Origin of the sequence: Streptomyces sp. NPDC048196 (assembly GCF_040652715.1) — a bacterium.
Lineage (GTDB): Bacteria > Actinomycetota > Actinomycetes > Streptomycetales > Streptomycetaceae > Streptomyces > Streptomyces siderophoricus.
This window is the reverse complement of sequence record NZ_JBEZMM010000086.1, coordinates 1-23,926: the sequence shown is the minus strand read 5'-3', so window position 1 is coordinate 23,926 and position 23,926 is coordinate 1. Positions and strand designations below refer to the sequence as shown.

The window sequence follows — 23,926 nt, the reverse complement described above, 5'->3', positions numbered from 1 at the left end:
AGCGTTAGGGAAACGCCCGGTTACATTCCGAACCCGGAAGCTAAGCCTTTCAGCGCCGATGGTACTGCAGGGGGGACCCTGTGGGAGAGTAGGACGCCGCCGAACAATCTTTCAAGGACCCTTGGTCCCAGCGACATGCTGGGACCAAGGGTCCTTTTGTTTTTCCGAAGCGCGCCGAAGTGGTCGGTGCGTGAGAATGAATGCAGTACCGAAGACAGGAGTCACGTCGATGTCCACCAACTCTTCCGACGATCGTTCGGAGCGCCGGCCGCAGCGGCGCGACGACGGTGACCGCGGTGGTTTCCGGCGTGACGACCGGGGGCCGCGGCGCGACAGCCGCGACGCCCGCGACAGCCGGGACGGCCGTGGTGGTGACCGCGGCGAGCGCGGTGGGTTCCGGCGGGACGACCGCGGGCCGCGGCGGGACGACCGTGGCGGGTTCCGGCGCGATGACCGTCCGTCCGGTGGCGATCGTGGTGGGTTCCGCCGGGACGACCGTCCGTCCGGTGGCGATCGTGGTGGGTTCCGCCGGGACGACCGCCCGTCCGGTGGCGACCGGGGTGGCTTCCGCCGGGACGACCGCCCGTCCGGTGGCGACCGGGGTGGCTTCCGTGGGGGCGACCGCCGGGACGAGCGGCCGCGTGGGCCGCGTCGCGACGATGAGCGCGGGGGCGGCTTCCGTCGGGACGAGCGTGGGCACGGTGGCGACCGTGACCGTGGCGGGTTCCGGCGCGATGAGCGGTCGGGCGGTGGCGACCGCGGTGGGTTCCGCCGCGACGAGCGTCCGTCCGGTGGTGACCGCGGTGGCTTCCGCCGGGACGACCGTCCGTCCGGTGGCGATCGCGGGGGCTTCCGGCGGGACGAGCGTCCGTCCGGTGGCGACCGTGGTGGGTTCCGGCGGGACGAGCGGCGCGACGACCGGCGGGACGACCGGTTCTCGCGGGACCGCGACGAGCGGTTCTCCCGGGGTGACCGGGGTGGCGACCGTGACCGTGGTGGCTTCCGGCGGGACGACCGGCCGGGTGGTGGCGAGCGTGGCGGGTTCCGGCGCGATGAGCGGTCGGGCGGTGGCGACCGCGGTGGGTTCCGGCGCGATGAGCGTCGGGACGACCGTCGCGACGACCGGCGGGACGACCGTGGTGGGTTCCGGCGGGACGAGCGTGGGCACGGTGGGGACCGTGACCGTGGCGGGTTCCGGCGCGATGACGAGCGTGGCGGACGCGGTGGGTTCCGGCGGGACGAGCGGGGGCCGCGGCGGGACGACCGTGGCGGGTTCCGGCGGGACGACGAGCGCGGCGGGCGCCGGCCGTACGGTGGCGGGCGCGGCCGGGACGACCGGCGGGACGACCGGCGGGACCGGGACCGGGAGCCGATCAAGCGGCTGCCGATTCCGGACGACGTCACCGGTGAGGAGATCGACAAGGACGTCCGGCAGGAGCTGATGAGCCTGCCGAAGACGCTGGCCGGGGACGTCGCCAGGAACCTGGTGATGGTCGCGCGGCTGCTGGACGAGGACCCGGAGAAGGCGTACGGGTACTCGCGGGTGGCGCTGCGGCTGGCGTCGCGGGTCGCGGCGGTGCGGGAGGCCGCGGGCTTCGCGGCGTACGCGGTCGGCAAGTACAGCGAGGCGCTGGCGGAGTTCCGGGCGGCGCGGCGGATGACCGGCAGCGTGGAGCTGTGGCCGGTGATGGCGGACTGCGAGCGTGGGCTGGGCCGGCCGGAGAAGGCGCTGGCGATGGCTGGCGAGCCCGAGGTGCAGAAGCTGGACCGGGCCGGGCAGGTCGAGATGCGGCTGGTCGCGGCGGGTGCCCGTCGGGACATGGGGCAGGCGGACGCGGCGGTGGTGACGCTGCAGAGTCCGGAGCTGGCCTCGACGGCCGTGCACCCGTGGACGGCGCGGCTGCGGTACGCGTACGCCGATGCGCTGCTGGAGGTCGGGCGTGAGGGCGAGGCCCGTGACTGGTTCGCCAAGGCGCTGGAGGCCGACCAGGGCGGTACCACGGACGCCTCGGACCGGCTGGCGGAGCTGGACGGTGTGGAGTTCACCGACGTGCTGGAGGAGTCCGGCGAGTCGGAGGAGAACGGCGACGCGGACGGTGACACGGACGGCGGTGAGCGGCCCGAGAAGGGCTGACGGTCGGGGGATGAGGTGACGGCGAAGGGCGGGACCCGGTGGGGTCCCGCCCTTCGGCGTTGTGGGGGGTGTCCGGCTCAGCGGGCCGGTGCGTGGGGGGCGATCGGGTTGCGGAGGGTGCCGATGAGCTGGAGGGCGCCGGCCGGGTCCTGGAGGTCGACCATCTGCTGGTTGTTGCGCAGCTGGAGGCGGTTCAGGCAGGAGAGCGCGAACTCGTCGGCGAACATGTCGTACTGCGCGAATTTGTCGGCCAGGTGGGGGTGGGCCGCCTGGTAGTCGGTGACGCATTCGGCGACCGTGCGCCAGAAGGTGTCCTCGTCGAGGATGCCGCGGTCGTCGAGGGTGGCGGCGAGGAAGCGGAAGAAGCAGTCGAAGACGTCGGTGAAGACGGAGAGGAGCTTCTTGTCCTCGGGGACGTCGGCGCGGATGCGTTCGACGGCGGGCGGCAGGACCGCCTCGGGGGCCATGACGGCGATCTCCTCCGCGATGTCCTTGAAGATCACGCGGGCCACGGCGCCGTCCTCGACGACCAGGATGGCGTTCTCGCCGTGCGGCATGAAGACCAGGTCGTAGGCGTAGAAGGCGTGCAGGACCGGGACCAGGTAGCCGTCGAGGTAGCGGCGGAGCCAGACGGCCGGTTCCAGGCCGGACTCCTCGATGAGGGCGCCGGCCAGGGAGCCGCCGTCGCGGTCGGTGTGCAGGAGGGAGGCCATGGTGGCCAGGCGCTGGCCCGGTTCCAGGGTGGGGACCGGGCTCTCCCGCCAGAGGGCGGCCAGCATCTTCAGGTACGGGGAGCCCTTCTCGGTGGCGGCCTCGTACTGGCGGTGGTGGTAGCCGATGGCGGCGCGCTCGCGGATGATCGAGAAGCGGGCGGCGCGGAAGGTGTCGTCGGCGTCGACGAGCCGGGCCAGCCAGTCGTTGATGGCCGGGGTGGCCGCCATGTACGAGGCGGACAGGCCGCGCATGAAGCCCATGTTGAGGACCGAGAGGGCCGTTTTGACGTAGTGCTTGGCCGGGTCGGTGGTGTTGAAGAAGGTGCGGATGGACTGCTGGGCGAGGTACTCGTCGTCGCCGGGGCCCAGGCAGACCAGGTGCTGCCGGGCGACCTCGGCGGCGAAGGTGACCGACAGCTTGTTCCACCACTGCCAGGGGTGGGTGGGGAAGAAGTAGTAGTCGTCGGGGTCGAGGCCGAGGCCGGTGAGGGTGGTGGTGAAGCGGGTGCGGGTCTCTGCGGGGAGTTCGGCGCGGATCAGGGCGTCGTAGTCGAGGCCGGCGCCGGCGGTGAAGGTGGCGTGGTCGCGGCGGGCGGCGAGCCAGATGAGCGTCAGCGGGTTGGCGGCCTCGGGGGCGTAGGCGTGGTACTCGTGGATGCCGAAGCCGAGGCGGCCGTTGTTGGCGACGAAGCAGGGGTGGCCCTCGGTCATGCCGGTCTCGATGGCCTGGAATCCGGACTTGGCGAGTTCGGCGGCGGAGGGCTGGTCGAGGCCGAGTTTGTAGGCGGTGCCGGAGAGAGTGGAGCTGATCTCCTCCAGGTAGACCGGCAGGATCTCCTGGCCGAGGCCCAGGGCCGTGCGGAGTTCGAGAAAGAACTCCAGGGCGTCCAGGGGGAGTTCGTCCGGGCCGCGGTGGCGGGTGATGCTGTCGGCGTCGACCTGCCAGTGGTCGAGGGCGGTTCTGCGGGCGGCGAAGCGGTATTCGGTGTCGCCGTCGTCGCTGCGTACGACGTAGTGGCCGTCCTGCGGCAGGCGCTGGGGGGTGAGCAGCCGCTCGTGGGCGAATTCGGCCAGGCCCTTGCGGATCAGCAGGCGGTTGGCGCGGGCCCACAGGGCGGGGGTGAGGTGGGCGACGGCGTCCTGGGCGGTGGGCATCAGTGGTCTCCTCGGGCGGCCAGGAACTGGTCGCGGGTGCAGGTGCTCAGGTAGGCGTCCTTGGAGGGCAGCGAGACGGTGCGCCGGATCTCGAAGCCGACGGCCTTGTTGAGGGCGTGCACGGCGGTGTTGCGGGTGTCGGGTTCGACGACGACTCGGTGGGTGGCCGGGTCGGCGAAGAGCATTTCCATGACGGTGGTGATCACCGCGTGGGTGAAGCCGTGGAGGGGGGTGGCGGTGGGCGCGGTGAGGAAGTGCATGCCGATGTCGCCCGGTTCGGCGACGTGGATGCCGACCAGTTCGCGGTGGGCGGGGTCGTAGCGTTCCATCAGGAAGGCCGGGGTGCCGTTGTGCAGGCCGAGGAAGGCGTCGTGGTGGGGGTCGGCGGCGATCCGCGCGAACTCCTTCTCGACGGCGGGGAGGTCGCACTCCTGCATCAGCCAGAAGACGGCCTTGGGGTGGGTGACCCAGGAGTGCAGGACGGCGGCGTCGGCGGCGGGGTCGACGGGCCGCAGGGAGAATTCCCCCAGAGCGGGATCGGTGCGGGTGAAGACGGGGCTGCTCATGCCGACGCCTCGCTTCGCTCGGCCTCGCACCCGCTGGGCGCGCACCTTTCGATGATTCTCTCGCTTCGCTCGTTCATGCGGGTATCTCCATGGGGTGGTGCGGGCCGGCCGGGGCGGCGAACTCCTGGAAGGCGATGGCCTTTTCGACCGGGTAGTACTCGCGGCCGAGCAGCTCGCGGACGATGCACGAGTTGCGGTAGGCGGCCATGCCGAGGTCGGGGGTGACGAAGCCGTGGGTGTGCAGCTCGGCGTTCTGCACGAAGATGCCCTGGCCGGTGGTGTCGATGCTGTAGTTGCGGGCGACGGCGTAGCGGCCGGCGTCGTCCCAGGCGATCCGGTCGCGGACCGGTTCGAGGAAGTCCGGTACGCGGTAGCGATATCCGGTGGCCAGGACCAGGCCCTGGGTGTCGAGGGTGAAGTCGGTGCCCTGTTCCTCCTGGCGCAGGCCGAGGGTGTAGGTGCCGGAGGCGTCGTCGTAGGAGGCCGTCCGGAGGGCGGTGTTGGTGAGCAGGCGGGTGCGGACCGGGCCGGCCAGGCTCTTCTGGTAGAGCAGGTCGAAGATCTCGTTGATGAGCTCGGAGTCGATGCCCTTGTAGAGGTGCTTCTGGGTGGCGTTGAGCCGGTCGCGGGTGGCCCCGGGGAGGGCGTGGAAGTAGTCCACGTACTCCGGGGAGGTCATCTCCAGCGTGAGCTTGGTGTATTCGAGGGGGAAGAAGCGCGGCGAGCGGGTGGCCCAGGTCAGGTGGTAGTCGTGGGCGTCGATGTCCGTGAGGAGGTCGTAGTAGATCTCCGCGGCGCTCTGGCCGCTGCCGATCAGGGTGATCGAGTCCTTGGCCTGGAGGGCGGGCTTGGCGTCGAGGTAGCCGGCGTTGTGCAGCAGGTCGCCGCCCAGGCCCTGGCACGCCTCGGGGAGGTGCGGCGGGGTGCCGGTGCCGAGGACGAGCTTGCGGGCGCGGAAGGTGAGGCGTTCGCCGGTGGGGAGGTGCTCGGCGTGGACGGTGTACAGCTCCTCGCGGGCGTCGTACTCGACGGTGGTGACCCGGTGTCCGAAGCGGAGGGTGTCGAGTTTGCCGGCCGCCCAGCGGCAGTAGTCGTTGAACTCGGCGCGCAGCGGATAGAAGCTCTCGCGGATGTAGAACGGGTAGATCCGCCCGGATTCCTTGAGGTAGTTGAGGAAGGAGAACGGGGAGGTCGGATCGGCGAGGGTGACCAGGTCGGCCATGAACGGCACCTGGAGGTGGCTGCTCTCCAGCATCATGCCGGGGTGCCAGTCGAAGGACGGTTTGTCGTCCAGGAACAGGCCGTCGAGTCCGTCGATCGGCTCGGTCAGGCAGGCCAGGCCGAGGTTGAAGGGGCCCAGGCCGATGGCGAGGAAGTCGTAAGGGGCGGACACGGGGTCTCCGATGGGGGGTTCGGCTCGGGGAGGATCAGCGCGCGCTGAGCGCCGGCCGGGGCTGCTCGGTGAGGAAGGCGCCGGCGTGCTCGGCGATCAGGTCGAGGACGGTGGCGATGTCCTCCAGGGTGGTCTCCGGGTTGAGCAGGGTGAACTTGAGGTAGTGGCGGCCGTCGACCTTGGTGCCGGCGACGACCGCGTCGCCGGAGGCGAACAGTGCTTCGCGGGCGTGCAGGTTGACCCGGTCGGCGAGCTCGGGGTCCGGGTCGGCGCTGGGGACGTAGCGGAAGACCAGGGTGCTCAGCCGGGGCTCGGTGACCACCTCGAAGCGGGGGTCGTCGTGGAGGAGTTTCCAGGCGTCGGCGGTGCGGTCGACGACCTCGTCGAAGAGTTCGCCGACGGCGCCGGCGCCCATGATGCGCAGGGTGAGCCAGAGTTTGAGGGCGTCGAAGCGGCGGGTGGTCTGGATCGACTTGTCGACCTGGTTGGGGATCCTGGCCTCGGCCATCCGGCGCGGGTTGAGGTAGTCCGCGTGGTAGGTGACGTGCCGCAGGGTGGCCCGGTCGCGGACCAGGACGGCGCTCGAACTGACCGGCTGGAAGAAGGACTTGTGGTAGTCGACGGTGACGGAGTCGGCGCGCTCGATGCCGTCGAGCAGGTCGCGGCGGCGGGAGACCAGCAGTCCGCATCCGTAGGCGGCGTCGACGTGCATCCAGGCACCGTGGCGGGCGCACAGGTCGGCGGTCTCCGGGAGCGGGTCGATGGAGCCGAAGTCGGTGGTGCCGGCGGTGGCGACGACCGCCATGGGTATCAGGCCGTCGCGGTGGCAGCGGGCCAGTTCGTCGGCCAGCGCGTCGGTGCGCATCCGCTTCTCGGCGTCGACGGGTACGGCGATGACGGCCTCGGCGCCCATGCCGAGCAGGGTGGCGGACTTGCGGATGCTGAAGTGGCTGCAGGCGGAGGTCAGGATGCGCAGCCGGGGGAGGACGTCGGTGAGCCGGGCGTCCGGGGACGCGTCGGCCAGTGCGCGGCGGCAGGCCTCGTCGCGGGCGAGCAGCATGGCCTGGAGGTTGGACTGGCTGCCGCCGCTGGTGAAGATGCCGTCGGCGAGCTCGCCGAGGCCGATCCGGGCGGCCGTCCAGTCGATCAGCCGGCGTTCGATGAGCGTGCCGCCGGCGCTCTGGTCCCAGGTGTCCAGGGAGGAGTTGACGGCGGAGAGGACGGCCTCGCCGACGAGTGCGGGGATCACCACGGGGCAGTTGAGGTGCGCGAGGTAGCGCGGGTGGTGGAAGTAGACCGCGTCGCGGAGGTAGACCTCTTCGAGTTCGTCGAGCGCGGCGGCCGCGTCGTGCAGCGGCGCGTCGAGGTCGACGCCGGCGATCGCGGGGGCGAGGTCGTCGACGGAGATGCCGGTGAACGGGCGGGCGGTACCGGCGATTTTGGCGCTGATCCGGGTGACGCTCTCGGTGACCGCGCTGTGGTAGCGGTGGGCCGTACCGTTGTTGAGCAGATACGTCCGGCTGTCGGCCGGGTCCTCGGCGGAGTGCGCGAGGAGACTCATGAAGGTGTCCTCCCTGGTGCGGAGTTGACCACGTCCTGCGCAGGGTGGGGTGTGCGCAGGGGCAGGGAGGCCCGCCCGGCGACGTAGTGAGGTAAGCCTAACCTAACTACGTCCCAGGTGGGGAGACGGGGCCCGGACCGGGCCCCGTCCGCGGCTCAGTTGTCGTCCTCCAGCGTCCGGAGCACCAGGCCCGTGGCGGGCTTGGGCCCGAACGACGTGGACTTGCGGGGCATCGTCACACCGCACTCGGCGAGTTGACGGACGGTCTCCTCGGACGTGGCGCGCATCAGCACGGCCGATCCGCCGTGCCGGGCGGCGTGCGCGACGGCGGCCTCGGCGTGGTGCAGATAGCCGATGTCCGACGGGTGGTCAGGGATGTGCCAGACCTCGTCCAGCAGGACGGAGTGCAGCACGGTGGCGTCCAGCCGCCGCCACGCCTCGGGCCGGTCCCGGCGGATCGTACGGTCCAGCAGCCCGGGATCCGGGCGGTCCAGGAGGTGGAAGGCGTCCGGCCCGCCACTGAGGACGAAGGCGGTACCGGGCGTCTCCTCCAGGGCGCGCAGGGCGTCCGGCAGCCCGCCCGCGAGCGGACGGGTGCGGAAGGCACCGGCCAGCTCCGCCAGCGCCTTTGCGGGCGGCAGATGCGGCAGTACGCGGTGGATCGCCCGGACCTGGAGCGGATAGCGGGCGGTGTCGACGAGCAGGACCAGGCCGGACGCCCAGGGGGAGGCGGCGGTGGCACCCGGCTGCTGCTCGTACAGCCGCTGGTAGGTCGCCCAGCGGTGGTGGCCGTCGGCGATCAGCGCCTGCCGGCGGGCGAGGTCCGCGTCGATGGTGGCGAGGTCGGCAGGGGCGGTGACCGCCCACAGGCGGTGGGTGAAACCGTCCTCCGTGGTGGTGGACAGCAGCGGAGTGTCCTCCACCACGCGCTCGATCACCGCGGTGGCACCGTTCGCCGGGTTCCCGCCACGGTACGACAGCAGCAACGGCTCGAAATTGGCGGCCGCGGCGCGCATCAGCGCGGCCCGGTCCTCGACGACCTCGGGGATCACGTCCTCGTGCGGCAGCACCGGACCGTCCAGGCGCAGCGCGCCGATCAGCCCGCGCTGCAGCACCTCGCCGGAGCGCTGCTCGTACACGTACAGTGCGGGGTCGGGGTCCTGCGCCAGCACGCCCTCGGCGCGCCAGCGGTGCAGGGTGTCGGCGGCCTGGCGGTGCCGGGCGGCCGGGTCCGCGGCGTGCGGCAGGATCAGCCGGACGATGTTGTACGGATCGGCGGTCTCCAGATGGCGCACCCCCTCCGGCCGGACCACCACGTCGTACGGCGGCGAGGTCACGGCGGTGAGGCTGCTGATCCGGTCCGGGGCGTAGCGCAGTCCGCGGAACGGGAGGAGGCGGAGGCCGTCGGTATCGGTCATTGAAGAATGCTATGCCGCGGGGGCGATGAGGGAAGATCGGGGGACAGTCCGGATGTGGCTGGAAATACCGGTAGGTGCGAGGAGCAGGACGGCATGAACGAGCAGGTTCGCAGGCAGCCCGACGGGAGCCGGCGCGCGCTGAGCGCGGCGTACGACACGGCGCTGCTGGATCTGGACGGGGTCGTCTACGCCGGTGGGCGGGCCATCGCGCACGCCGTTGCGTCGCTGACCACCGCCCGGGACGGCGGGATGCACCTGGCGTATGTGACCAACAACGCGGCCCGCACCCCGCAGGCCGTCGCCGACCAGCTGTCCGGATTCGGGCTGCCCACCGGCGCCGGGGACGTGATCACCTCGGCGCAGGCGGTGGCCCGGCTGATCGCCGAGCAGGTGCCGGCGGGGGCCCGGGTGCTGGCGATCGGCGGCGAGGGGCTGCTGGTGGCGCTGCGCGAGCGCGGTCTTGAGCCGGTGTTCTCCGCGGACGACGACCCGGCGGCCGTGGTGCAGGGCTACGACCCGGCCCTGGACTGGGAACGGCTGGCGGAGGCCGCGTACGCGGTGCAGCGCGGGGTGCCGTGGTTCGCGTCCAACACCGATCTGACGATCCCCAAGGAGCGCGGGATCGCCCCCGGCAACGGCGCGTTGGTGGAGGTCGTCCGGATCGCGGCGGGCGGCACGCCCCAGGTGGCGGGCAAGCCGCAGCCGCCGATGCACCGCGAGACGGTGCTGCGGACCGGCGCCCGGCGGCCGCTGGTGATCGGCGACCGGCTGGACACCGACATCGAGGGCGCCCACAACGGCGCGGTGGACTCCCTGCTGGTGCTCACCGGCGTGACCACCCCCGCCGAACTGCTGGCCGCCCCGCCGGAGCACCGTCCCTCCTACGTGGACGCGGACCTGCGCGGGCTGCTCGCACCGCAGCCGGAGGTGACCGCGGACGGCGGTGGTTTCCGGTGCGGCGGCTGGCGGGCCGAGGCCGCCGGCGAGGTGCTCGCCGTGGCGGGCGAGGGGGAGCCGCTGGACGGGCTGCGGGCGCTGTGCGCGGCGGCCTGGACGCAGGCGGGGAACGGCAGTTGCCGGGCCGACGCGGGGAAGGCGCTGGCCCGCATCGGGATGTGAGGACGGCGCCCGGGGGCCCGGCGTGCGGCGGGGCCCCGGCGCTCGGCGGCCGATGGCTCAGTCCTGCTCGGCCGCCGCGGCACCCGCCGTCAGCTCGGCGAGCAGGTCCTCCTCGGAGGCGCCGCGCCGCCAGTAGCCGGTGAACTTGACCGCCCGGCGGTCGAAGCCGCGCTCGCGGACCAGATGACGGCGCACCGCCTTGACGGTGCCGGACTCCCCGGCGACCCAGGCGTACGGCGTGCCGGCGGGCAGCGCGGCGGTGCGCAGCACGTCGAGCACCGGCTCGTGGTGCGCCGCGGCGGCCGGGTCCCGGACGAGCCAGGTGACCTCGGCGTCCGCGAAGGTCGGCAGCGGCTGCCGGTCGTCCTCGTGCCCGATCTCGATGAAGACCCTGGCCTGGGTGCCGGGGGAGAGCCAGGAGAGGATGCCGGCGATCGCGGGCAGCGCCGTCTCGTCGCCGGTGATCAGGATCCAGTCGGTGCCGGCCGGCGGGCGGAAGTCGACGCCGCCGTTGTCCTCCACGGCCGGTGCGAGGACGGTCAGCCGGTCGCCGGGCCGGGCGGCGGCGGCCCAGCGGGAGGCCGGCCCGCCCGCCGTGATGGGGGCACCTCCCTGCTCGAACGGAGTGGAGAGCTTGGGGGAGGCGCCCGGCTCCGCGCCGTGCAGCGCGAAGTCCACGTCGAACTCCCCGGAGTCCGGGCGCTGTTCGCGGATGGTGTACGAGCGCATCACCGCGCGCTCGGCCGGGTCCTGGGCCCGCCAGGCGGTGTACCAGCCCTCGCCCAGGTCGTCGAAGACCGGGCGGTCCTGGTGGGGTTGCGGGAGGAAGAGCTTGAAGCGCTGGTCACGGCCGCCGGAGGCCAGTTCGTCCAGCCGCTCGCCGCCGAAGGTGACCCGCAGCATGGCGGGGCCGAGCCGTCGGGAGCGGACGACATGCACGTCGAAGAAGCGGAACGGGGCGGTGGCGGGGGCGGCGGTCGTGGTCATGCGGGAACCTCCCGGACGGTGGTGGGGGTGGGGGCGGCCGCGGGGACGCGCGGGTGCGGGCGGGCGGTCCACCGCGGCCGGCGGACGTGCGGTGCGGACGGCCCGGGGGCCGGTCCGCGCGGCGCGTCAGCTGACCTTCTTGGCGCTCTCGACGGCCTTGGCCAGCGTCTCGATGAGCGGTGCGGAGCCCGCGTAGGAGAAGCGCGGCTCGCTCGACCACGGGGTGATCTGGCCGGCCTTGACGGCGGGCAGCTTCGCCCACGAGGGCTTCGCGGCCAGGTCCTTGGGCTGGAGGGTGGCGGTCCGGTTGTCCAGCAGGAGCACGTCCGCCTTGTACTTGTCGGCGTTCTCCCAGCTCAGGCTCTCGAAGTAGCCGCCCTTGTCCAGGTGGTCGGGGACGATCAGGTCGACGCCGAGGGACTTGTAGTACATCAGGTCGGCGTTGATGCCGGGGTTGGAGGCGTAGAAGAGGCCCGAGCTGCCGGAGCAGGCGAGCACCTTGACCGGGTTCGACCTGGCGGCCTTGCGCAGCTTCTCGGCGGCCTTCTCGAAGCGGGACTTGGCGTCGGTGACCTTCTTGGCCTTGAGGTCGGCGCCGAGCGATCCGGCCAGTTCGGCGTAGCGCTCGATGATTTTGACGAGCGGGACGCGGGAGGAGGTGAGGGCCACGGACTCGGCGAGCTTGGTGATCTTGTCCTTGCTGTCGTCCGGGACGAACCACAGCGCATCCGGCTCGTACATGTTGGTGACCAGCAGATCCGGCCGCAGCCCCGCGAACTTCTCTACGCTGAACTGGTTGTAGGCGTTGCCGAGGATGGTGACCTTGTCGACGTCGAGGTCGCCGGCCTGCGGGTCGGGCTTGCCGTTCTTGAGCTTGGTGGGGCCGAAGACGCCGACGATCTGGTCGTCGATCCCGAAGTCGTGCAGGGCGGCCGCGGTGCCGGTGAAGGCGACGATCCGCTGCGGGGTGCCCTTGAGCGAGACCTTGTGCTTGCGGTCGTCGGTGAAGCTCCACGGGCCGCCCTTGGCGCCGCCGTTGGCGTCCGCCGCCCCCTTGCCGCCGCCGCACGCGGCCAGCAGGGCGCCGATGCCGACGGCGCCGCCCGCGGCCAGGACGCCGCGGCGGGACAGGGATACGCTTCGGGAAGTGCTCATGGTGGCTGCGCTTCTCTCTGGGAGGGCCTGCACGTCAATGTGAGGGTAGGCTAACCTAACTACTGTGTTGGTCGACAGTCCCCCCGAAGCATCAACGGCCCCGGCCCCCACGGCACCCCGGAGGCGGCACGCCCTGCGCTCCGCGGGACTGCTCGGCTCCGTGGCCGTCCTCGCCGTCGTCGTCGTCCTCGGCATCGCCGTCGGCGCCAAACCGATCCCGCTCGACCAGGTGTGGCACGGGGTGTTCCACTACTCCGGCACCGACACCGACGTGGTCGTCCACGACGTGCGCATCCCCCGCACCCTGCTCGGCCTGATGGCCGGCGCCGCCCTCGGCCTGGCCGGCACCGTCATGCAGGCACTGACCCGAAACCCCCTGGCGGACCCCGGAGTTCTCGGTATCAACGCCGGCGCCTCGGCCGCCGTCGTCTCCGCCATCAGCTTCTTCGGCATCACCTCCCTCACCGGCTATGTGTGGTTCGCGTTCGCCGGCGCCGCGGTCGTCTCGGTCGCCGTCTACGTCCTCGGCGGCACCCGCAACGCCACCCCCGTACGGCTCGCGCTGGCCGGCACCGCACTGACCGCCGTCCTCGTCGGGTACATCAACGCGGTCAACCTCATGGACACCGCGGCGCTCGACAAAATGCGCTTCTGGACGGTGGGTTCACTGGCCGCCGCCGCCATGCCGACGGTCACCGATGTCGCCCCCTTCCTGGCCGTCGGCGGGGTCCTCGCGCTGCTGCTCGCCCGGCCGCTCAACGCCATCGCACTCGGCGACGACCAGGCGCGGGCACTGGGCACCCGGCTCACCCGCACCCGGGTCCTGGCCATGGTCGCGGTCACCCTGCTGTGCGGCGGCGCCACCGCCGCCTGCGGCCCGATCGTCTACGTCGGCCTGATGGTTCCGCACGTCGTACGGGCCATCACCGGCCCCGACCTGCGCTGGATCCTGCCGTACTCCGCGGTGCTCTCACCGGTCCTGCTGCTCGGCGCGGACGTCCTCGGCCGGGTGGCGGCCCGCCCCGGCGAACTCCAGGTCGGCATCGTCACCGCCGTCATCGGCGGACCGGTCTTCATCTATCTCGTACGACGGCGGAGGATGGCCCAGCTGTGAGCGTCGCACCCGCGGCCGCCGGGCCGCAGTCGAGTACGAAAGCCGCACCCCTGCGCCGCGGGGGCGGAGAAGCGAGCAAGGAGACGCTGTGAACCCCCAGGCTGTGAAGCCCGCGCAGGGCACGAAGCGCGCGGCGGCGCTGCGCATCAAAGGTGGGGCCAACGGCGGGCTCTCGCTGCGCCTGGACGTCCGGGCCGTGGTCCTCGGACTGGTGCTGCTGCTCCTCGCGCTGGCCGCCGGCATCGCGCTCATCGGCTCCGGCGACTACCCGCTGGCGCCGGGCGAGGTGATCGCCGCGCTGACCGGCGGCGGCGACCCCGGCGCCCGGTTCATCGTGCAGGACCTGCGGCTGCCCCGGGTGCTGGTGGGGCTGCTGGTCGGCGCCGCGTTCGGGATCGCCGGGGCGGTCTTCCAGACCGTCTCGCGCAATCCGCTCGGCAGCCCGGACGTCCTCGGCTTCGCCCAGGGCTCGTCGGTCGGCGCGCTGATCGCCATCGTCTACTTCCAGGCCGGGACCTTCGCGGTCGCCGCCGGAGCGGTCACCGGCGGCGTGGCCACCGGAGTCGCCATCTTCCTGCTCGCCTGGAAGCGCGGCATCCACGGCTACCGCTTCGTGCTCGTCGGCATCGGGGCCAGCGCCATGCTCTACGCGATGGTCCTCTACCTGATGACCAAGGCCAACATCGTCGAGGCGACCCGGGCCACCACCTGGATGACCGGTTCCCTCAACGGCCGCGACTGGGACCAGGTGGGGCCGCTCGCCGCCGTCTGCGCCGTCCTGATCCCGCTGGTCCTCCTCCACGGGCGGCCGCTGCGGATGCTGGAGATGGGCGACGACGCGGCGTACGCACTGGGCGTCCGCGTCGACCGGGTGCGCATCGTCGTGCTGCTGGCCGCGGTCGTGCTGGTCGCCGCGGCCACCGCGGCGGCCGGACCGATCTCCTTCGTGGCGCTCACCGCGCCCCAGCTGGCCCGGCGCCTCACCCTCCCCCGCTGCCTTAAGGGCGCGGGAGGTGCCCCCATGGCCGGCCCCAGGCTGCTGTTGTCGGCCCTCATGGGTGCCGTTCTGCTGGTCGCCGCCGACTGGGCCTCCCAGCGGCTCTTCGGCGCCGACCAACTGCCGGTGGGCGTGCTGACCGGTGTCCTCGGCGGCGGCTACCTGCTGTGGCTGCTGGCCGTCGAGCGGAAGGCCGGGCGGGTATGAGACCCGGACACCCCGCAGGCCCGGGCCACCCGGGCCTCAGCGACGACCGCAGCGCGACGACCACGTCCTCACCACCACCCCAGGAGTTTTTGAAGTGAGCCGTCTCACGGCCGAGAACGTCACCCTCGCCTACGACCGGCGGGTCATCGCCGAGAACCTCTCGGTCGGCATCCCCGACCGGTCCTTCACGGTCATCGTCGGCCCGAACGCCTGCGGCAAGTCCACGCTGCTGCGCGCCCTCTCCCGGATGCTCCGGCCGAGCGCCGGATCGGTGCTGCTGGACGGCACGGCGATCTCGTCCCTCCCGGCCAAGAAGGTCGCCAGGACGCTCGGTCTGCTGCCCCAGTCCTCGGTCGCCCCGGACGGCATCACCGTCGCGGACCTCGTGGCGCGCGGCCGCTACCCGCACCAGGGGCTGCTGCGGCAGTGGTCCGGCGAGGACGAGCGGATCGTGACCGAGTCCATGGCGGCCACCGGCGTCGACGGGCTGGCCGACCGCTACGTCGACGAACTGTCCGGCGGACAGCGCCAGCGCGTCTGGATCGCCATGGCGCTCGCCCAGCAGACCCCGCTCTTCCTCCTCGACGAGCCCACGACCTACCTGGACATCCAGCACCAGATCGAGGTCCTGGACCTGTGCGCCGAACTGCACGAGGAGCAGGGGCGGACGCTGGTCGCCGTGCTGCACGACCTCAACCACGCCGCCCGCTACGCGACCCATCTCATCGCCATGAAGGACGGCGAGATCGTCGCCCAGGGCCCGCCCGCCGACATCGTCACCGCGGACCTGGTCGCCCGGGTCTTCGGGATCAGCTGCCAGGTCATCGACGACCCGGAGACCGGCACACCGCTGGTCGTGCCCGCGGCGCGGCAGCCGCGCGGGGGCCGGGCGGCACGGCAGGCGGCCGGCGAGGCGGTGGGCACCGCTACAGCAGCGTCCTGAGGCGCAGCAGATCGCGCAGCCCGGCCTCCAGCTTGACCCGGCCGCTGCCCCAGGCCCGGGCGAAGTTCAGCTGCCCGTCCACCAGCGCGACCAGGTCGTCGCCCGTCATGGACAGCCGGATCTCGGCCTTGTCCGGGGGCGGGCCGGGCACGCAGGTCACGTCCTGGATGCTGCCCTGGGCCAGCCGGCCCAGGAACGTGACGTCCAGGTCGGTGATCCGGCAGCTGAGCGAACGGTCGAGCGCGGCGGCGCCACGGACCTTGCCGTCAGCCGAGGACAGGTTCTGGGCCAGCCGGTCGAGCGCGGCACGGCACTGGTCGAGGGTTGCCATCCCGATCGACGATACGCCAGGTCGCCGGACCGCCGGTCCGCCCCGGACACCCGCCCGCCGAGGTAGCGTCGGGGGCATGGAACAGTCCACGCCCGGCCCGGAGCCGGAGGCAGCCGGCGGCACGGAACAGGCCGGGCCCGCGCGGCCGGCCGGAAGCGCCGGGGAGGCGGCCACCGAGGAGGCGGCGGCCACCGAGGAGGCCGGGCCCGAGCCGCTCGGCGTCGCCGTCATCCCCACCGGCCAGGCCGCGGTCGACACCGGACTGCGGCGTCTCGCCGATGCCGACCACCTGCCGGTGGGCGGACACCTGAAGGTGTACGAGGATGTGCACCGCGGGCTCCGCGACGTACTGGCCGGTCTCGACCAGCACCCCGGGCCGCCCGCACCGTCCTCCCCGACGCACGACAACAGGAGCTGAACCACAGGTGGCAGGAGTGGCACGACGCCGACTCGACGCGGAGCTGGTGCGCCGCAAGCTGGCCCGCTCGCGCGAGCACGCCAGCCAGCTGATCGCCGCGGGCCGGGTGACCGTCGGCGGTACCACCGCGAGCAAACCGGCCACCCAGGTGGAGACCAGCGCGGCCGTGGTCGTCCGCGCCGACGACAGTGACCCGGACTACGTCTCGCGCGGCGGTCACAAGCTCGCCGGGGCGTTCGCCGCGTTCGTCCCGCACGGCCTGAAGATCGAGGGGCGCCGCGCGCTGGACGCCGGCGCCTCCACCGGCGGCTTCACCGACGTCCTGCTGCGGGCCGGCGCCGGTCATGTCGTCGCCGTCGACGTCGGATACGGCCAGCTCGCCTGGTCGCTGCAGAGCGACGAGCGGGTCACCGTGAAGGACCGCACCAATGTGCGCGAGTTGACGCTCGACCAGATCGACGGGCTGCCCGTCGACCTCGTCGTGGGCGACCTCTCCTTCATCCCGCTGGGCCTCGTACTGCCCGCGCTGGTCGGCTGCACGGCGCCGGACGCCGACCTGGTGCTGATGGTCAAGCCGCAGTTCGAGGTCGGCAAGGAGCGGCTGGGCAGCGGCGGGGTCGTGCGCAGCGCCGCGCTGCGGGCCGAGGCCGTCACGGCCGTCGCGACCCGGGCGGCGGAACTGGGACTTGGCGTACTTGGAGTAGTTGCGAGCCCGCTGCCTGGACCTTCCGGGAATGTCGAGTACTTTCTGTGGCTGCGCGCCGGGGCGCCTGCACTCGACCCGGCGGATGTCGACCGTGCAGTGGCGGAGGGGCCTCGTTGACCACAACCCAGGCAGTTGAAGGCAGCGCAGCACACGAGAACACCGGAGCCGGGCGGACGGTGTTCCTGCTCGCACACACCGGCCGTCCCGCGGCCGTGCGCAGCGCCGAACTCGTCGTCCAGGGGCTGCTGCGCAGCGGCATCGGGGTGCGGGTGCTGGCCGAGGAGGCCGCGGACCTGCCGCTGCCGCCCTCGGTCGAACGCGTCGAGCTGGAGCAGTGCGCGGCCGAGGGCTGCGAACTGATCGTGGTCCTGGGCGGGGACGGGACCCTGCTGCGCGGCGCGGACTTCGCCCGGACGTCCGGTGTCCCGATGCTCGGCGTCAACCTCGGCCGGGTCGGCTTCCTCGCCGAGGCCGAACGCGACGACCTCGACAAGGTCGTCGACCGGGTCGTCACCCGCGCCTACGAGGTCGAGGAGCGCATGACCCTCGACATCCTCGTCCGCAACAACGGCAACATCGTGCACACCGACTGGGCGCTCAACGAGGCGTCGGTGGAGAAGGCCGCCCGCGAGCGGATGCTGGAGGTCGTGACCGAGGTCGACGGCCGGCCGGTCTCCCGCTTTGGCGGCGACGGCGTGGTCTGCGCGACCCCCACCGGCTCGACCGCCTACGCCTTCTCGGCCGGCGGCCCGGTGGTCTGGCCCGAGGTCGAGGCGCTGCTGATGGTCCCCATCAGCGCCCACGCCCTCTTCGCCAAGCCGCTGGTCACCTCGCCGCACTCGGTCCTCGCCGTCGAGGTCCAGCCCAAGACGCCGCACGGCGTGCTGTGGTGCGACGGCCGCCGCACCGTCGAACTCCCCGCCGGCGCCCGCGTCGAGGTCCGCCGCGGTGCCGTGCCGGTCCGTCTGGCCCGGCTGCACCACGCCTCCTTCACCGACCGCCTGGTCGCCAAGTTCGCCCTCCCGGTGGCGGGCTGGCGGGGAGCGCCCCACTAGCCCGATGGGTCAGGCCGGAAAGGCCCTGGCGGCCGCTCACGACGCCCCCGCGAGGAGTGCCCTGGCACGGGCCAGGCCCGGGTCCCGGTGCGCGGCGAGGTCCTCGCCGGCGAAGACCGGGACCGGTACGGCCGGCGGGATGCCGGCGCCGTCGAAGGTCCGGCCGCCGGCGGTCAGGAACTCCTCGTTGGGCAGACCGAAGCGCCAGCCGTTCGCCAGGCCGCGGTCCAGCACGTCGGAGAAGACGCCCTGGGTGGGCTCGCCGATCCGGGTGGGGGCGGGGGAGCGGCCCATCAGGGACTGGGTGAAGGTCTCGCCCGCACTGATGGTCAGACGGCCGGTGAGCACCGCCATCGGGCCGGTGTAGACCGGCCCGTGGTACGGCCGGACCCGCACCGGCACCGGCGTGGTGAACCGCGCCGGATCCCGCGGGTCGTTGCGCGCCCGCTTGCGGTAGGCGAGATAGCCGCGGTCGGTGAGCCGGGAGGCGATGCGCAGGCCCAGCGGATCGGCGCCGCCGCCGTTCAGCCGGACGTCGACGATCAGGCCGCGCAGCGCCCCCGGCCCCCGGGTACGGCCCTTCGTGAACACCGCGTCCAGGGCCCGGTCGAGCTCGGCGACGTCCCCCGCGTAATCGCCCTTCTTCGTGTACCGGGCGAACTGGGTGACACGGAAGTACCCGATTCGGCCGGGCAGATCGGCATAGGACAGCCTGCCCTGCGCCCACTCGCGCCGGTGGACGCCGGGACCGAGGCCGGCCGCTGTCGCCGCCTCGACCCGGGCGGTGAAGGCCGGTGTGGGGAGGACCGTACCGGGACGTTTCCCCGCGAACCACCGGTCCGGGCCGGCCACGACCCGGGTGTGCGCGTCATGCAGCGGCTCGATCATCGCGCGCAGCACCGCGAAGAGTTCGGCATCCGTGGTCCGGGCCGTGATCCGGGGACGGTAGCGGTCGCGGACCGCCGCCCAGTTGACCTTCTTCGCCCGGAAGAACGGGTAGTTCTCGGCGTACGTCCGCCAGAACACGTCGAAGGCCGCCCGGGGATCGCGCGGCGGCCGCCCGGCGCACCGGACCGGCAGCGCGGCGATCCGGTGCAGGACCCGCCGCCCCGCGTTGTCCGCACTCGTCCACCGGGCGCGGCCGGCCCCCTCCGGGGTCAGCGTGAGCGGCGCCGAGTCCGGGACCGTGAACCGGCTCCCGCCCCGCCCGTCGGGCCCGCCCGCCCGGGTGCCCGTGACGGCCCCCGGCAGACAACTGATGGCGGTGGTCTCGTACGTCCGCAGGCTGCGGCCCTTGACGGTGACCAGGGTCCCGTAGCCGTCCATCCGCCAGACGCCCTCCAGGGACGCGCGGCCGGCGGACGCCGACCGGGAAGCGGCGGGGTCCGGTGCGGTGGCCGGGCCGCCGGCGCAGGCGGTGGTGGCGGTCAGCGCGGTCACGGCCGTCACGGCGGCGAACAGCGCGAGCGTGCCGCGGGGGCGGCGGGGGCGGCGGGAGCGGCCGGAGCCGCAGCGGTCGTTCATGGCGTACCTCGTGAGGATGGTCAGGCCGCGGCCAGGGTGTCCGTGGCACGGCGGCGCAGGGTCAGATGGACCGGCAGACCGGTCGCGAGCAGGGCGAGCAGCAGGGTGCCGCCGGCGATCGCGGCGGCCGTCGTCCAGGGCACGTACGGCAGCGCGGCACCGAACATCCGCCGGAGCACCGGGGCGAGCGTGAGCAGGGCGATGGCCGTGCCGAGCACCAGGGCGGTGCCCGCGACGACGGCCGCCTCCCAGGCCGCCATCGCCCGCACCTGGCGGCGGTACGAACCGATCAGCCGCAGCAGCGCCAGCTCGCGGCGGCGCTCGGCGGTGATCACGGCAAGGGTGTTGGCGGCGGCGATGGCGGCGAACCCCGCGTACAGCCCGGTACCGACCTGGTCCAGCCACACCTCGTCGGGCGGACCGGCGGAACCGGTCAGATGCTGCGCGGTGGTGTGCAGCGCGATCTTCGTGGTGCCGAACGCCACCACCAGGACCAGCGGGACCACCGCCGCGGAGAACCGGCGGGACTGCGCCGAGACGTTGCGCATCGCCAGCCCGGCCGCCCCGCCGAACCGGCCGACCAGCCGGGACACCAGCCACGCCGCCGGGCCCACCAGCCGCGGCCCCAGCAGCGCCACCCCGGCACAGAACAGCAGCAGCACGAGGAACGCACCCTGCCCGGCCTTCTCGGCGGGCTGGTCGGCCAGCAGCCGGGAGAGCAGCACCCCGCCCGCCGTCGCCAGCAGCCCCAGCGGCAGCCGCAGCGGCCCCAGCTTCCGGCGCCCGGCCGCCGCCTCCGCAAGCGCCCGCGCGGGCCGCAGCCCCGCGAACCGGGCGGCCGCCAGCAGTCCGGCCACCGCCGACGTCACCACTGCCACCGCCAGGCACACCGGCAGCGCCACCCAGCTGAACCGGAAGGCCACCCCGCCGGGAATCAGACCGCGGGCCACCATGCCGTCGAACCACCAGCGCGCCAGCACCGCGCCCAGCGCACATCCGGCGAGCGCCGCCGGCACGGCCGCCAGCACCGCCTGCACGGCGACCGCCCGCCGGATCTGCCACGGACGCGCACCCACCGCCCGCAGCATCGCGAACGCGCGGTGCTGCTGGGCGACGGCCGTACCCATCGTCGAGGCGATCACGAAGACCGACAGATAGACCGAGCCGAGGAGCAGGACCAGCGCCATCTCCCCGACGCCGTGGGCCGCCATCGTCCGCCGCGCGGCCACCGGAGCGCCGTCCGCACCGGCCACCGCGAGCATCGTCACCGACGCCCCGACGACCGCGGCGGCGAACAGCGCCGCCACCGCCGTCCCCGCGAACGCCGGCCGATGACCGCGCAACGCCGCGCGCGCCAATCCGCTGGGCATGAACGCACCTTTCGTTTCGCAACCGTGATCAGAGAGGTCGAGCCGGAACGTGACCGACCTGGCCGTCCCGGACGTGACCTGCGGGGTCGTCGGGGAAGCCCGCGGAGCCGACGTCCCGGAACCCTGATCAGGGTCGCGGCCCGGCGGCACCGGGCACCATGCGGAAACCCTCCGCTTTCGGGTGGGGTTTTCCGCAGTACCGGGCGGACGGGGGAGGGGAGGCCGTCGCGGGGCGCCCCCAGGACCTCGTAAGGTCGTATCCGTGTTGGAGGAGATGCGGATCCGGTCCCTGGGCGTCATTGACGACGCCGTAGTCGAGCTGTCCCCGGGCTTCACGGCGGTGACCGGCGAGACGGGCGCCGGCAAGACCATGGTCGTCACCAGCCTCGGCCTGCTGCTCGGCGGGCGCGCCGACCCCGCCCTGGTACGCCTCGGCGCCAAGTCGGCCGTCGTCGAGGGCAGGATCAGCGTCGGCCCCGAGACCCCGGCCGCGGTACGCGCCGAGGAGGCCGGCGCCGAGCTCGACGACGGCGCCCTGCTGATCAGCCGCACCCTCTCCGCCGAGGGCCGCTCCCGGGCCCACGTCGGCGGCCGCTCCGTACCCGTCGGCCTGCTGGGCGAGTTGGCCGACGACCTGGTCGCCGTGCACGGCCAGACCGACCAGCAGGGCCTGCTGCGCCCCGCCCGGCAGCGCCAGGCCCTGGACCGCTACGCCGGCGACGCGGTCGCCGTCCCGCTCGCCAAGTACACCGCCGCGCACCGCCGGCTGCGCGCCGTCACCACCGAACTGGACGAGCTGACCACCCGCGCCCGCGAACGCGCCCAGGAAGCCGACCTGCTGCGCTTCGGCCTCGACGAGATCGCCGCGGTCGAACCCCAGCCCGGCGAGGACACCGAACTCGCCGCCGAGGCCGAGCGGCTCGGCCACGCCGAGGCACTCGCCTCCGCCGCCACCGCCGCGCACGCCGCGCTGGCCGGCAACCCCGAGGACCCCGAAGGCGTCGAGGCGACCACGCTCGTCGCCGGCGCGCACCGCGCCCTCGAAGCCGTACGCAGCCACGACCCGGAGCTGGCCGGCCTCGCCGACCGCCTCGGGGAGCTCGGCATCCTGATGGCCGACGTGGCGGGCGAGCTCGCCGGCTACGCCGACAACCTCGACGCCGACCCGCTGCGGCTCGCCGCCGTCGAGGAGCGCCGCGCCGCCCTCACCCACCTGACCCGCAAATACGGCGAGGACATCGCTGCGGTGCTGACCTGGTCGGAGAAGAGCGCCGCCCGGCTCGCCGAACTCGACGGCGACGACGACCGGATCGGCGAACTCACCACCGAACGCGACGCACTCCGGGCCGAACTGGGCGAACTCGCCCAGACGTTGACCGATGCCCGCACCGCGTCCGCCGAGCGCTTCGCCGACGCCGTGACCGCCGAACTCGCCGAGCTGGCCATGCCGCACGCCCGGGTGACCGTCGAGATCCGGCAGACCGAGGTGCCCGAGGACGCCGACGGCATCGTGGTCGGCGGCCGCACCGTCGCCTACGGGCCGGCCGGCGCCGACGAGGTCGAACTCCTCCTCGCCCCGCACCCGGGCGCCCCGCCCCGGCCGATCGCCAAGGGGGCGTCCGGCGGTGAACTCTCCCGGGTGATGCTCGCCGTCGAGGTGGTCTTCGCCGGCTCCGACCCCGTACCGACCTACCTCTTCGACGAGGTCGACGCGGGCGTCGGCGGCAAGGCGGCCGTCGAGGTCGGCCGGCGGCTGGCCCGGCTCGCCAAATCGGCCCAGGTCGTGGTCGTCACCCACCTCCCGCAGGTCGCCGCCTTCGCCGACCGCCAGCTCCTGGTGGCGAAGACCAACGACGGCTCGGTCACCAGGAGCGGCGTCACCATCCTGGAGGGCGAGGAGCGGGTCCGCGAACTCTCCCGCATGCTCGCCGGCCAGGAAGACTCCGAAACGGCCCGCGCCCACGCCGAGGAACTCCTCGAAACCGCCCGCACCGGCCGCTAGGTGCGGCACCCCGCCCGGCGGTGATCCCCGAGGACGGCCGGTCCACGCCCGCCCCCTAGGGTGACCGGAGTTCGAGCCGGCAGGGTGCCGGCCGAGGGGAGTGACATGGTGGCGGCGGCAGGCGGCAAGGTGCTCACACGGATCTCGGCGCTGCTGGGGGCGGCCGGCGCGACCCGGGCCGCCTACGGGGCGCTCACGAGCCGGCCGCCGGGCGGCGCCGTCCTGTGGGAGCGCAAGAACCACGCCGGCCGCACCGTCCATCTGCACGCCGGGCTCGCCACGGCCACCGGCACCGCCCTCGCCGCGGCCACCGCACCGGGCCTCCCGGCCCGCACCCGTGCGGCATCCGCGCTGGCCGTACTGGCGGCCGGGGCCTGCGGGGCGTACGACGACGTCTTCGGCGCCAGTGACCCCCGCCGAGGCTTCCGGGCCCACCTCTCGGCGCTGCGGAACCGTGAGGTCACCAGTGGGGCGGTGAAGCTCTTCGGCATCGGCGCCGCCGGTCTCGCGGCGGGCGCCCTGCTGAAGGAACGCCCGGCCGACAAGCTCCTGGCGGGCGTGGTCATTGCGGGCTCGGCGCACCTGGTGAACCTCCTGGACGTCCGCCCCGGCCGCGCAGCCGGCGCCGTCCTGGCCCTCGGCGCGCCCGGCCTCCTCCGCCGCGGCCCGGCGGGACCGCTGTCCGCCGCACCCATGGGAGCCGTGGCCGCGATCGCCCGCGACGACCTGGCGGAACGCACCATGCTCGGCGACGCCGGCGCCCACGCCCTCGGCGCCGCCCTCGGCCTCGCCATCGCCACCGGCACCACCCGCCCCGGCCTGACCGCCCACGCCGCCGCCCTCGTCGCCGCAACGATCGCGGGGGACCGCGTGAGCCGGTGGGCGGGTGCGGGGGCTGCGTGAGCCGGTGGGCGGGTGCGGGGACTGCGTGAGCTGGGGGGCGGGTGCGGGGGCTGCGTGAGTCGGTGGGTGGGTGCCGGTGGTCGCGTGAGCCGGTGGGCGGGTGCGGGGGGCTGCGTGAGCCGGTGGGTGGGTGCCGGTGGTCGCGTGAGCCGGTG

20 protein-coding genes and 1 rRNA gene are annotated in these 23,926 nt (G+C 73.5%); 11 read left to right on the top strand and 10 right to left on the bottom strand.

The features are described 5' to 3' along the window. A 5S ribosomal RNA gene (rrf, locus tag AB0E02_RS37880) occupies positions 1-105 on the top strand; the annotation flags it as partial. Positions 106-1,381: 1,276 nt separating this feature from the next. Next, entirely contained in the window at positions 1,382-2,134 is a 753-nt protein-coding gene (locus tag AB0E02_RS37875; protein ID WP_362148879.1) for a hypothetical protein, read from the top strand. Between the two features lie 77 nt (positions 2,135-2,211). Here AB0E02_RS37875 and AB0E02_RS37870 read toward each other — a convergent pair whose 3' ends face one another. The 5 genes from AB0E02_RS37870 to AB0E02_RS37850 all read right to left on the bottom strand — a co-directional run bounded on the left by AB0E02_RS37870 (position 2,212) and on the right by AB0E02_RS37850 (position 8,940). Next, positions 2,212-4,002: an IucA/IucC family siderophore biosynthesis protein gene (locus tag AB0E02_RS37870; RefSeq protein WP_362148871.1), complete on the bottom strand. Its 1,791-nt coding sequence runs from the start codon at positions 4,000-4,002 to the stop codon at positions 2,212-2,214. Then, the gene (locus AB0E02_RS37865) at positions 4,002-4,568 is read right to left on the bottom strand and encodes a GNAT family N-acetyltransferase (RefSeq protein ID WP_362148868.1); all 567 of its coding nucleotides are present in this window, start codon (positions 4,566-4,568) and stop codon (positions 4,002-4,004) included. Before AB0E02_RS37865 ends, AB0E02_RS37870 begins: the two co-directional genes overlap by 1 nt. Before the next feature lie 73 nt (positions 4,569-4,641). Beyond that, positions 4,642-5,961: a lysine N(6)-hydroxylase/L-ornithine N(5)-oxygenase family protein gene (locus AB0E02_RS37860; RefSeq protein ID WP_362148865.1), complete on the bottom strand. Its 1,320-nt coding sequence runs from the start codon at positions 5,959-5,961 to the stop codon at positions 4,642-4,644. Between the two features lie 34 nt (positions 5,962-5,995). Then, entirely contained in the window at positions 5,996-7,522 is a 1,527-nt protein-coding gene (locus AB0E02_RS37855) for an aspartate aminotransferase family protein (protein ID WP_362148862.1), read from the bottom strand. 155 nt (positions 7,523-7,677) lie between these two features. Continuing rightward, complete coding sequence (locus AB0E02_RS37850; protein ID WP_362148859.1) at positions 7,678-8,940, bottom strand: DUF1015 domain-containing protein; 1,263 nt, start codon at positions 8,938-8,940, stop codon at positions 7,678-7,680. Between the two features lie 93 nt (positions 8,941-9,033). On the opposite strand from AB0E02_RS37850, the gene AB0E02_RS37845 reads away from it, so the two are divergent. Continuing rightward, positions 9,034-10,059 (top strand): HAD-IIA family hydrolase, encoded by a 1,026-nt coding sequence (locus AB0E02_RS37845; RefSeq protein WP_362148856.1) that lies wholly within the window; start codon positions 9,034-9,036, stop codon positions 10,057-10,059. Positions 10,060-10,116: 57 nt separating this feature from the next. Here the strand turns inward: AB0E02_RS37845 and AB0E02_RS37840 are convergent, their stop codons facing one another. Together AB0E02_RS37840 and AB0E02_RS37835 are read right to left on the bottom strand one after the other, a co-directional pair. Further along, positions 10,117-11,046: a siderophore-interacting protein gene (locus AB0E02_RS37840; protein ID WP_362148853.1), complete on the bottom strand. Its 930-nt coding sequence runs from the start codon at positions 11,044-11,046 to the stop codon at positions 10,117-10,119. Positions 11,047-11,172: 126 nt separating this feature from the next. Then, positions 11,173-12,201, bottom strand: a complete 1,029-nt coding sequence (locus tag AB0E02_RS37835) for an ABC transporter substrate-binding protein (RefSeq protein ID WP_362148850.1) — start codon at positions 12,199-12,201, stop codon at positions 11,173-11,175. Positions 12,202-12,265: 64 nt separating this feature from the next. On the opposite strand from AB0E02_RS37835, the gene AB0E02_RS37830 reads away from it, so the two are divergent. The 3 genes from AB0E02_RS37830 to AB0E02_RS37820 all read left to right on the top strand — a co-directional run bounded on the left by AB0E02_RS37830 (position 12,266) and on the right by AB0E02_RS37820 (position 15,462). Then, positions 12,266-13,315: an iron chelate uptake ABC transporter family permease subunit gene (locus AB0E02_RS37830; protein WP_362148847.1), complete on the top strand. Its 1,050-nt coding sequence runs from the start codon at positions 12,266-12,268 to the stop codon at positions 13,313-13,315. Between the two features lie 139 nt (positions 13,316-13,454). Beyond that, positions 13,455-14,519: an iron chelate uptake ABC transporter family permease subunit gene (locus AB0E02_RS37825; RefSeq protein WP_362148876.1), complete on the top strand. Its 1,065-nt coding sequence runs from the start codon at positions 13,455-13,457 to the stop codon at positions 14,517-14,519. Between the two features lie 94 nt (positions 14,520-14,613). Further along, positions 14,614-15,462: an ABC transporter ATP-binding protein gene (locus AB0E02_RS37820; protein ID WP_362148844.1), complete on the top strand. Its 849-nt coding sequence runs from the start codon at positions 14,614-14,616 to the stop codon at positions 15,460-15,462. On the opposite strand, the gene AB0E02_RS37815 is transcribed toward AB0E02_RS37820, so the two are convergent. Beyond that, a complete protein-coding gene (locus tag AB0E02_RS37815) occupies positions 15,446-15,793 on the bottom strand; it encodes an SCP2 sterol-binding domain-containing protein (RefSeq protein WP_362148841.1) in 348 nt (115 codons plus the stop codon). The two genes, AB0E02_RS37820 and AB0E02_RS37815, sit on opposite strands and share 17 nt — an antisense overlap. Before the next feature lie 76 nt (positions 15,794-15,869). Between AB0E02_RS37815 and AB0E02_RS37810 the strand changes: the two genes are divergently transcribed. From AB0E02_RS37810 to AB0E02_RS37800, 3 genes are read left to right on the top strand one after another with little or no spacing between them, the layout of a single operon-like run. Beyond that, a complete protein-coding gene (locus tag AB0E02_RS37810) occupies positions 15,870-16,211 on the top strand; it encodes a hypothetical protein (RefSeq protein ID WP_362148838.1) in 342 nt (113 codons plus the stop codon). Positions 16,212-16,218: 7 nt separating this feature from the next. Then, entirely contained in the window at positions 16,219-17,034 is an 816-nt protein-coding gene (locus AB0E02_RS37805) for a TlyA family RNA methyltransferase (protein WP_362148836.1), read from the top strand. Continuing rightward, the gene (locus AB0E02_RS37800) at positions 17,031-17,972 is read left to right on the top strand and encodes an NAD kinase (protein ID WP_362148833.1); all 942 of its coding nucleotides are present in this window, start codon (positions 17,031-17,033) and stop codon (positions 17,970-17,972) included. The genes AB0E02_RS37805 and AB0E02_RS37800 overlap by 4 nt, the downstream gene beginning before the upstream one ends. Before the next feature lie 36 nt (positions 17,973-18,008). Here the strand turns inward: AB0E02_RS37800 and AB0E02_RS37795 are convergent, their stop codons facing one another. After that, positions 18,009-19,496 carry a S41 family peptidase gene (locus tag AB0E02_RS37795; RefSeq protein WP_362148830.1) on the bottom strand — a complete coding sequence of 496 codons (1,488 nt, stop codon included), beginning with the start codon at positions 19,494-19,496 and terminating at the stop codon, positions 18,009-18,011. A gap of 20 nt (positions 19,497-19,516) precedes the next feature. Next, positions 19,517-20,866, bottom strand: a complete 1,350-nt coding sequence (locus AB0E02_RS37790) for an FtsX-like permease family protein (protein ID WP_362148828.1) — start codon at positions 20,864-20,866, stop codon at positions 19,517-19,519. 274 nt (positions 20,867-21,140) lie between these two features. On the opposite strand from AB0E02_RS37790, the gene recN reads away from it, so the two are divergent. Together recN and AB0E02_RS37780 are read left to right on the top strand one after the other, a co-directional pair. Then, positions 21,141-22,868, top strand: a complete 1,728-nt coding sequence (recN, locus tag AB0E02_RS37785) for a DNA repair protein RecN (protein ID WP_362148873.1) — start codon at positions 21,141-21,143, stop codon at positions 22,866-22,868. A gap of 105 nt (positions 22,869-22,973) precedes the next feature. Next, complete coding sequence (locus tag AB0E02_RS37780) at positions 22,974-23,771, top strand: hypothetical protein (protein WP_362148825.1); 798 nt, start codon at positions 22,974-22,976, stop codon at positions 23,769-23,771. The last annotated feature ends 155 nt before the right edge of the window (positions 23,772-23,926 follow it).

Bases quoted from the DNA above. Each gene is read 5' to 3' on its own strand.
- AB0E02_RS37855 (WP_362148862.1), bottom strand. From the start codon at position 7,522: ATGAGTCTCCTCGCGCACTCCGCCGAGGACCCGGCCGACAGCCGGACG.
- AB0E02_RS37795 (WP_362148830.1), bottom strand. From the start codon at position 19,496: ATGAACGACCGCTGCGGCTCCGGCCGCTCCCGCCGCCCCCGCCGCCCC.
- AB0E02_RS37815 (WP_362148841.1), bottom strand. From the start codon at position 15,793: ATGGCAACCCTCGACCAGTGCCGTGCCGCGCTCGACCGGCTGGCCCAG.
- AB0E02_RS37870 (WP_362148871.1), bottom strand. From the start codon at position 4,002: ATGCCCACCGCCCAGGACGCCGTCGCCCACCTCACCCCCGCCCTGTGG.
- AB0E02_RS37865 (WP_362148868.1), bottom strand. From the start codon at position 4,568: ATGAGCAGCCCCGTCTTCACCCGCACCGATCCCGCTCTGGGGGAATTC.
- AB0E02_RS37810 (WP_362148838.1), top strand. From the start codon at position 15,870: ATGGAACAGTCCACGCCCGGCCCGGAGCCGGAGGCAGCCGGCGGCACG.
- AB0E02_RS37840 (WP_362148853.1), bottom strand. From the start codon at position 11,046: ATGACCACGACCGCCGCCCCCGCCACCGCCCCGTTCCGCTTCTTCGAC.
- AB0E02_RS37780 (WP_362148825.1), top strand. From the start codon at position 22,974: ATGGTGGCGGCGGCAGGCGGCAAGGTGCTCACACGGATCTCGGCGCTG.
- AB0E02_RS37790 (WP_362148828.1), bottom strand. From the start codon at position 20,866: ATGCCCAGCGGATTGGCGCGCGCGGCGTTGCGCGGTCATCGGCCGGCG.
- AB0E02_RS37845 (WP_362148856.1), top strand. From the start codon at position 9,034: ATGAACGAGCAGGTTCGCAGGCAGCCCGACGGGAGCCGGCGCGCGCTG.
- AB0E02_RS37835 (WP_362148850.1), bottom strand. From the start codon at position 12,201: ATGAGCACTTCCCGAAGCGTATCCCTGTCCCGCCGCGGCGTCCTGGCC.
- recN (WP_362148873.1), top strand. From the start codon at position 21,141: ATGCGGATCCGGTCCCTGGGCGTCATTGACGACGCCGTAGTCGAGCTG.
- AB0E02_RS37850 (WP_362148859.1), bottom strand. From the start codon at position 8,940: ATGACCGATACCGACGGCCTCCGCCTCCTCCCGTTCCGCGGACTGCGC.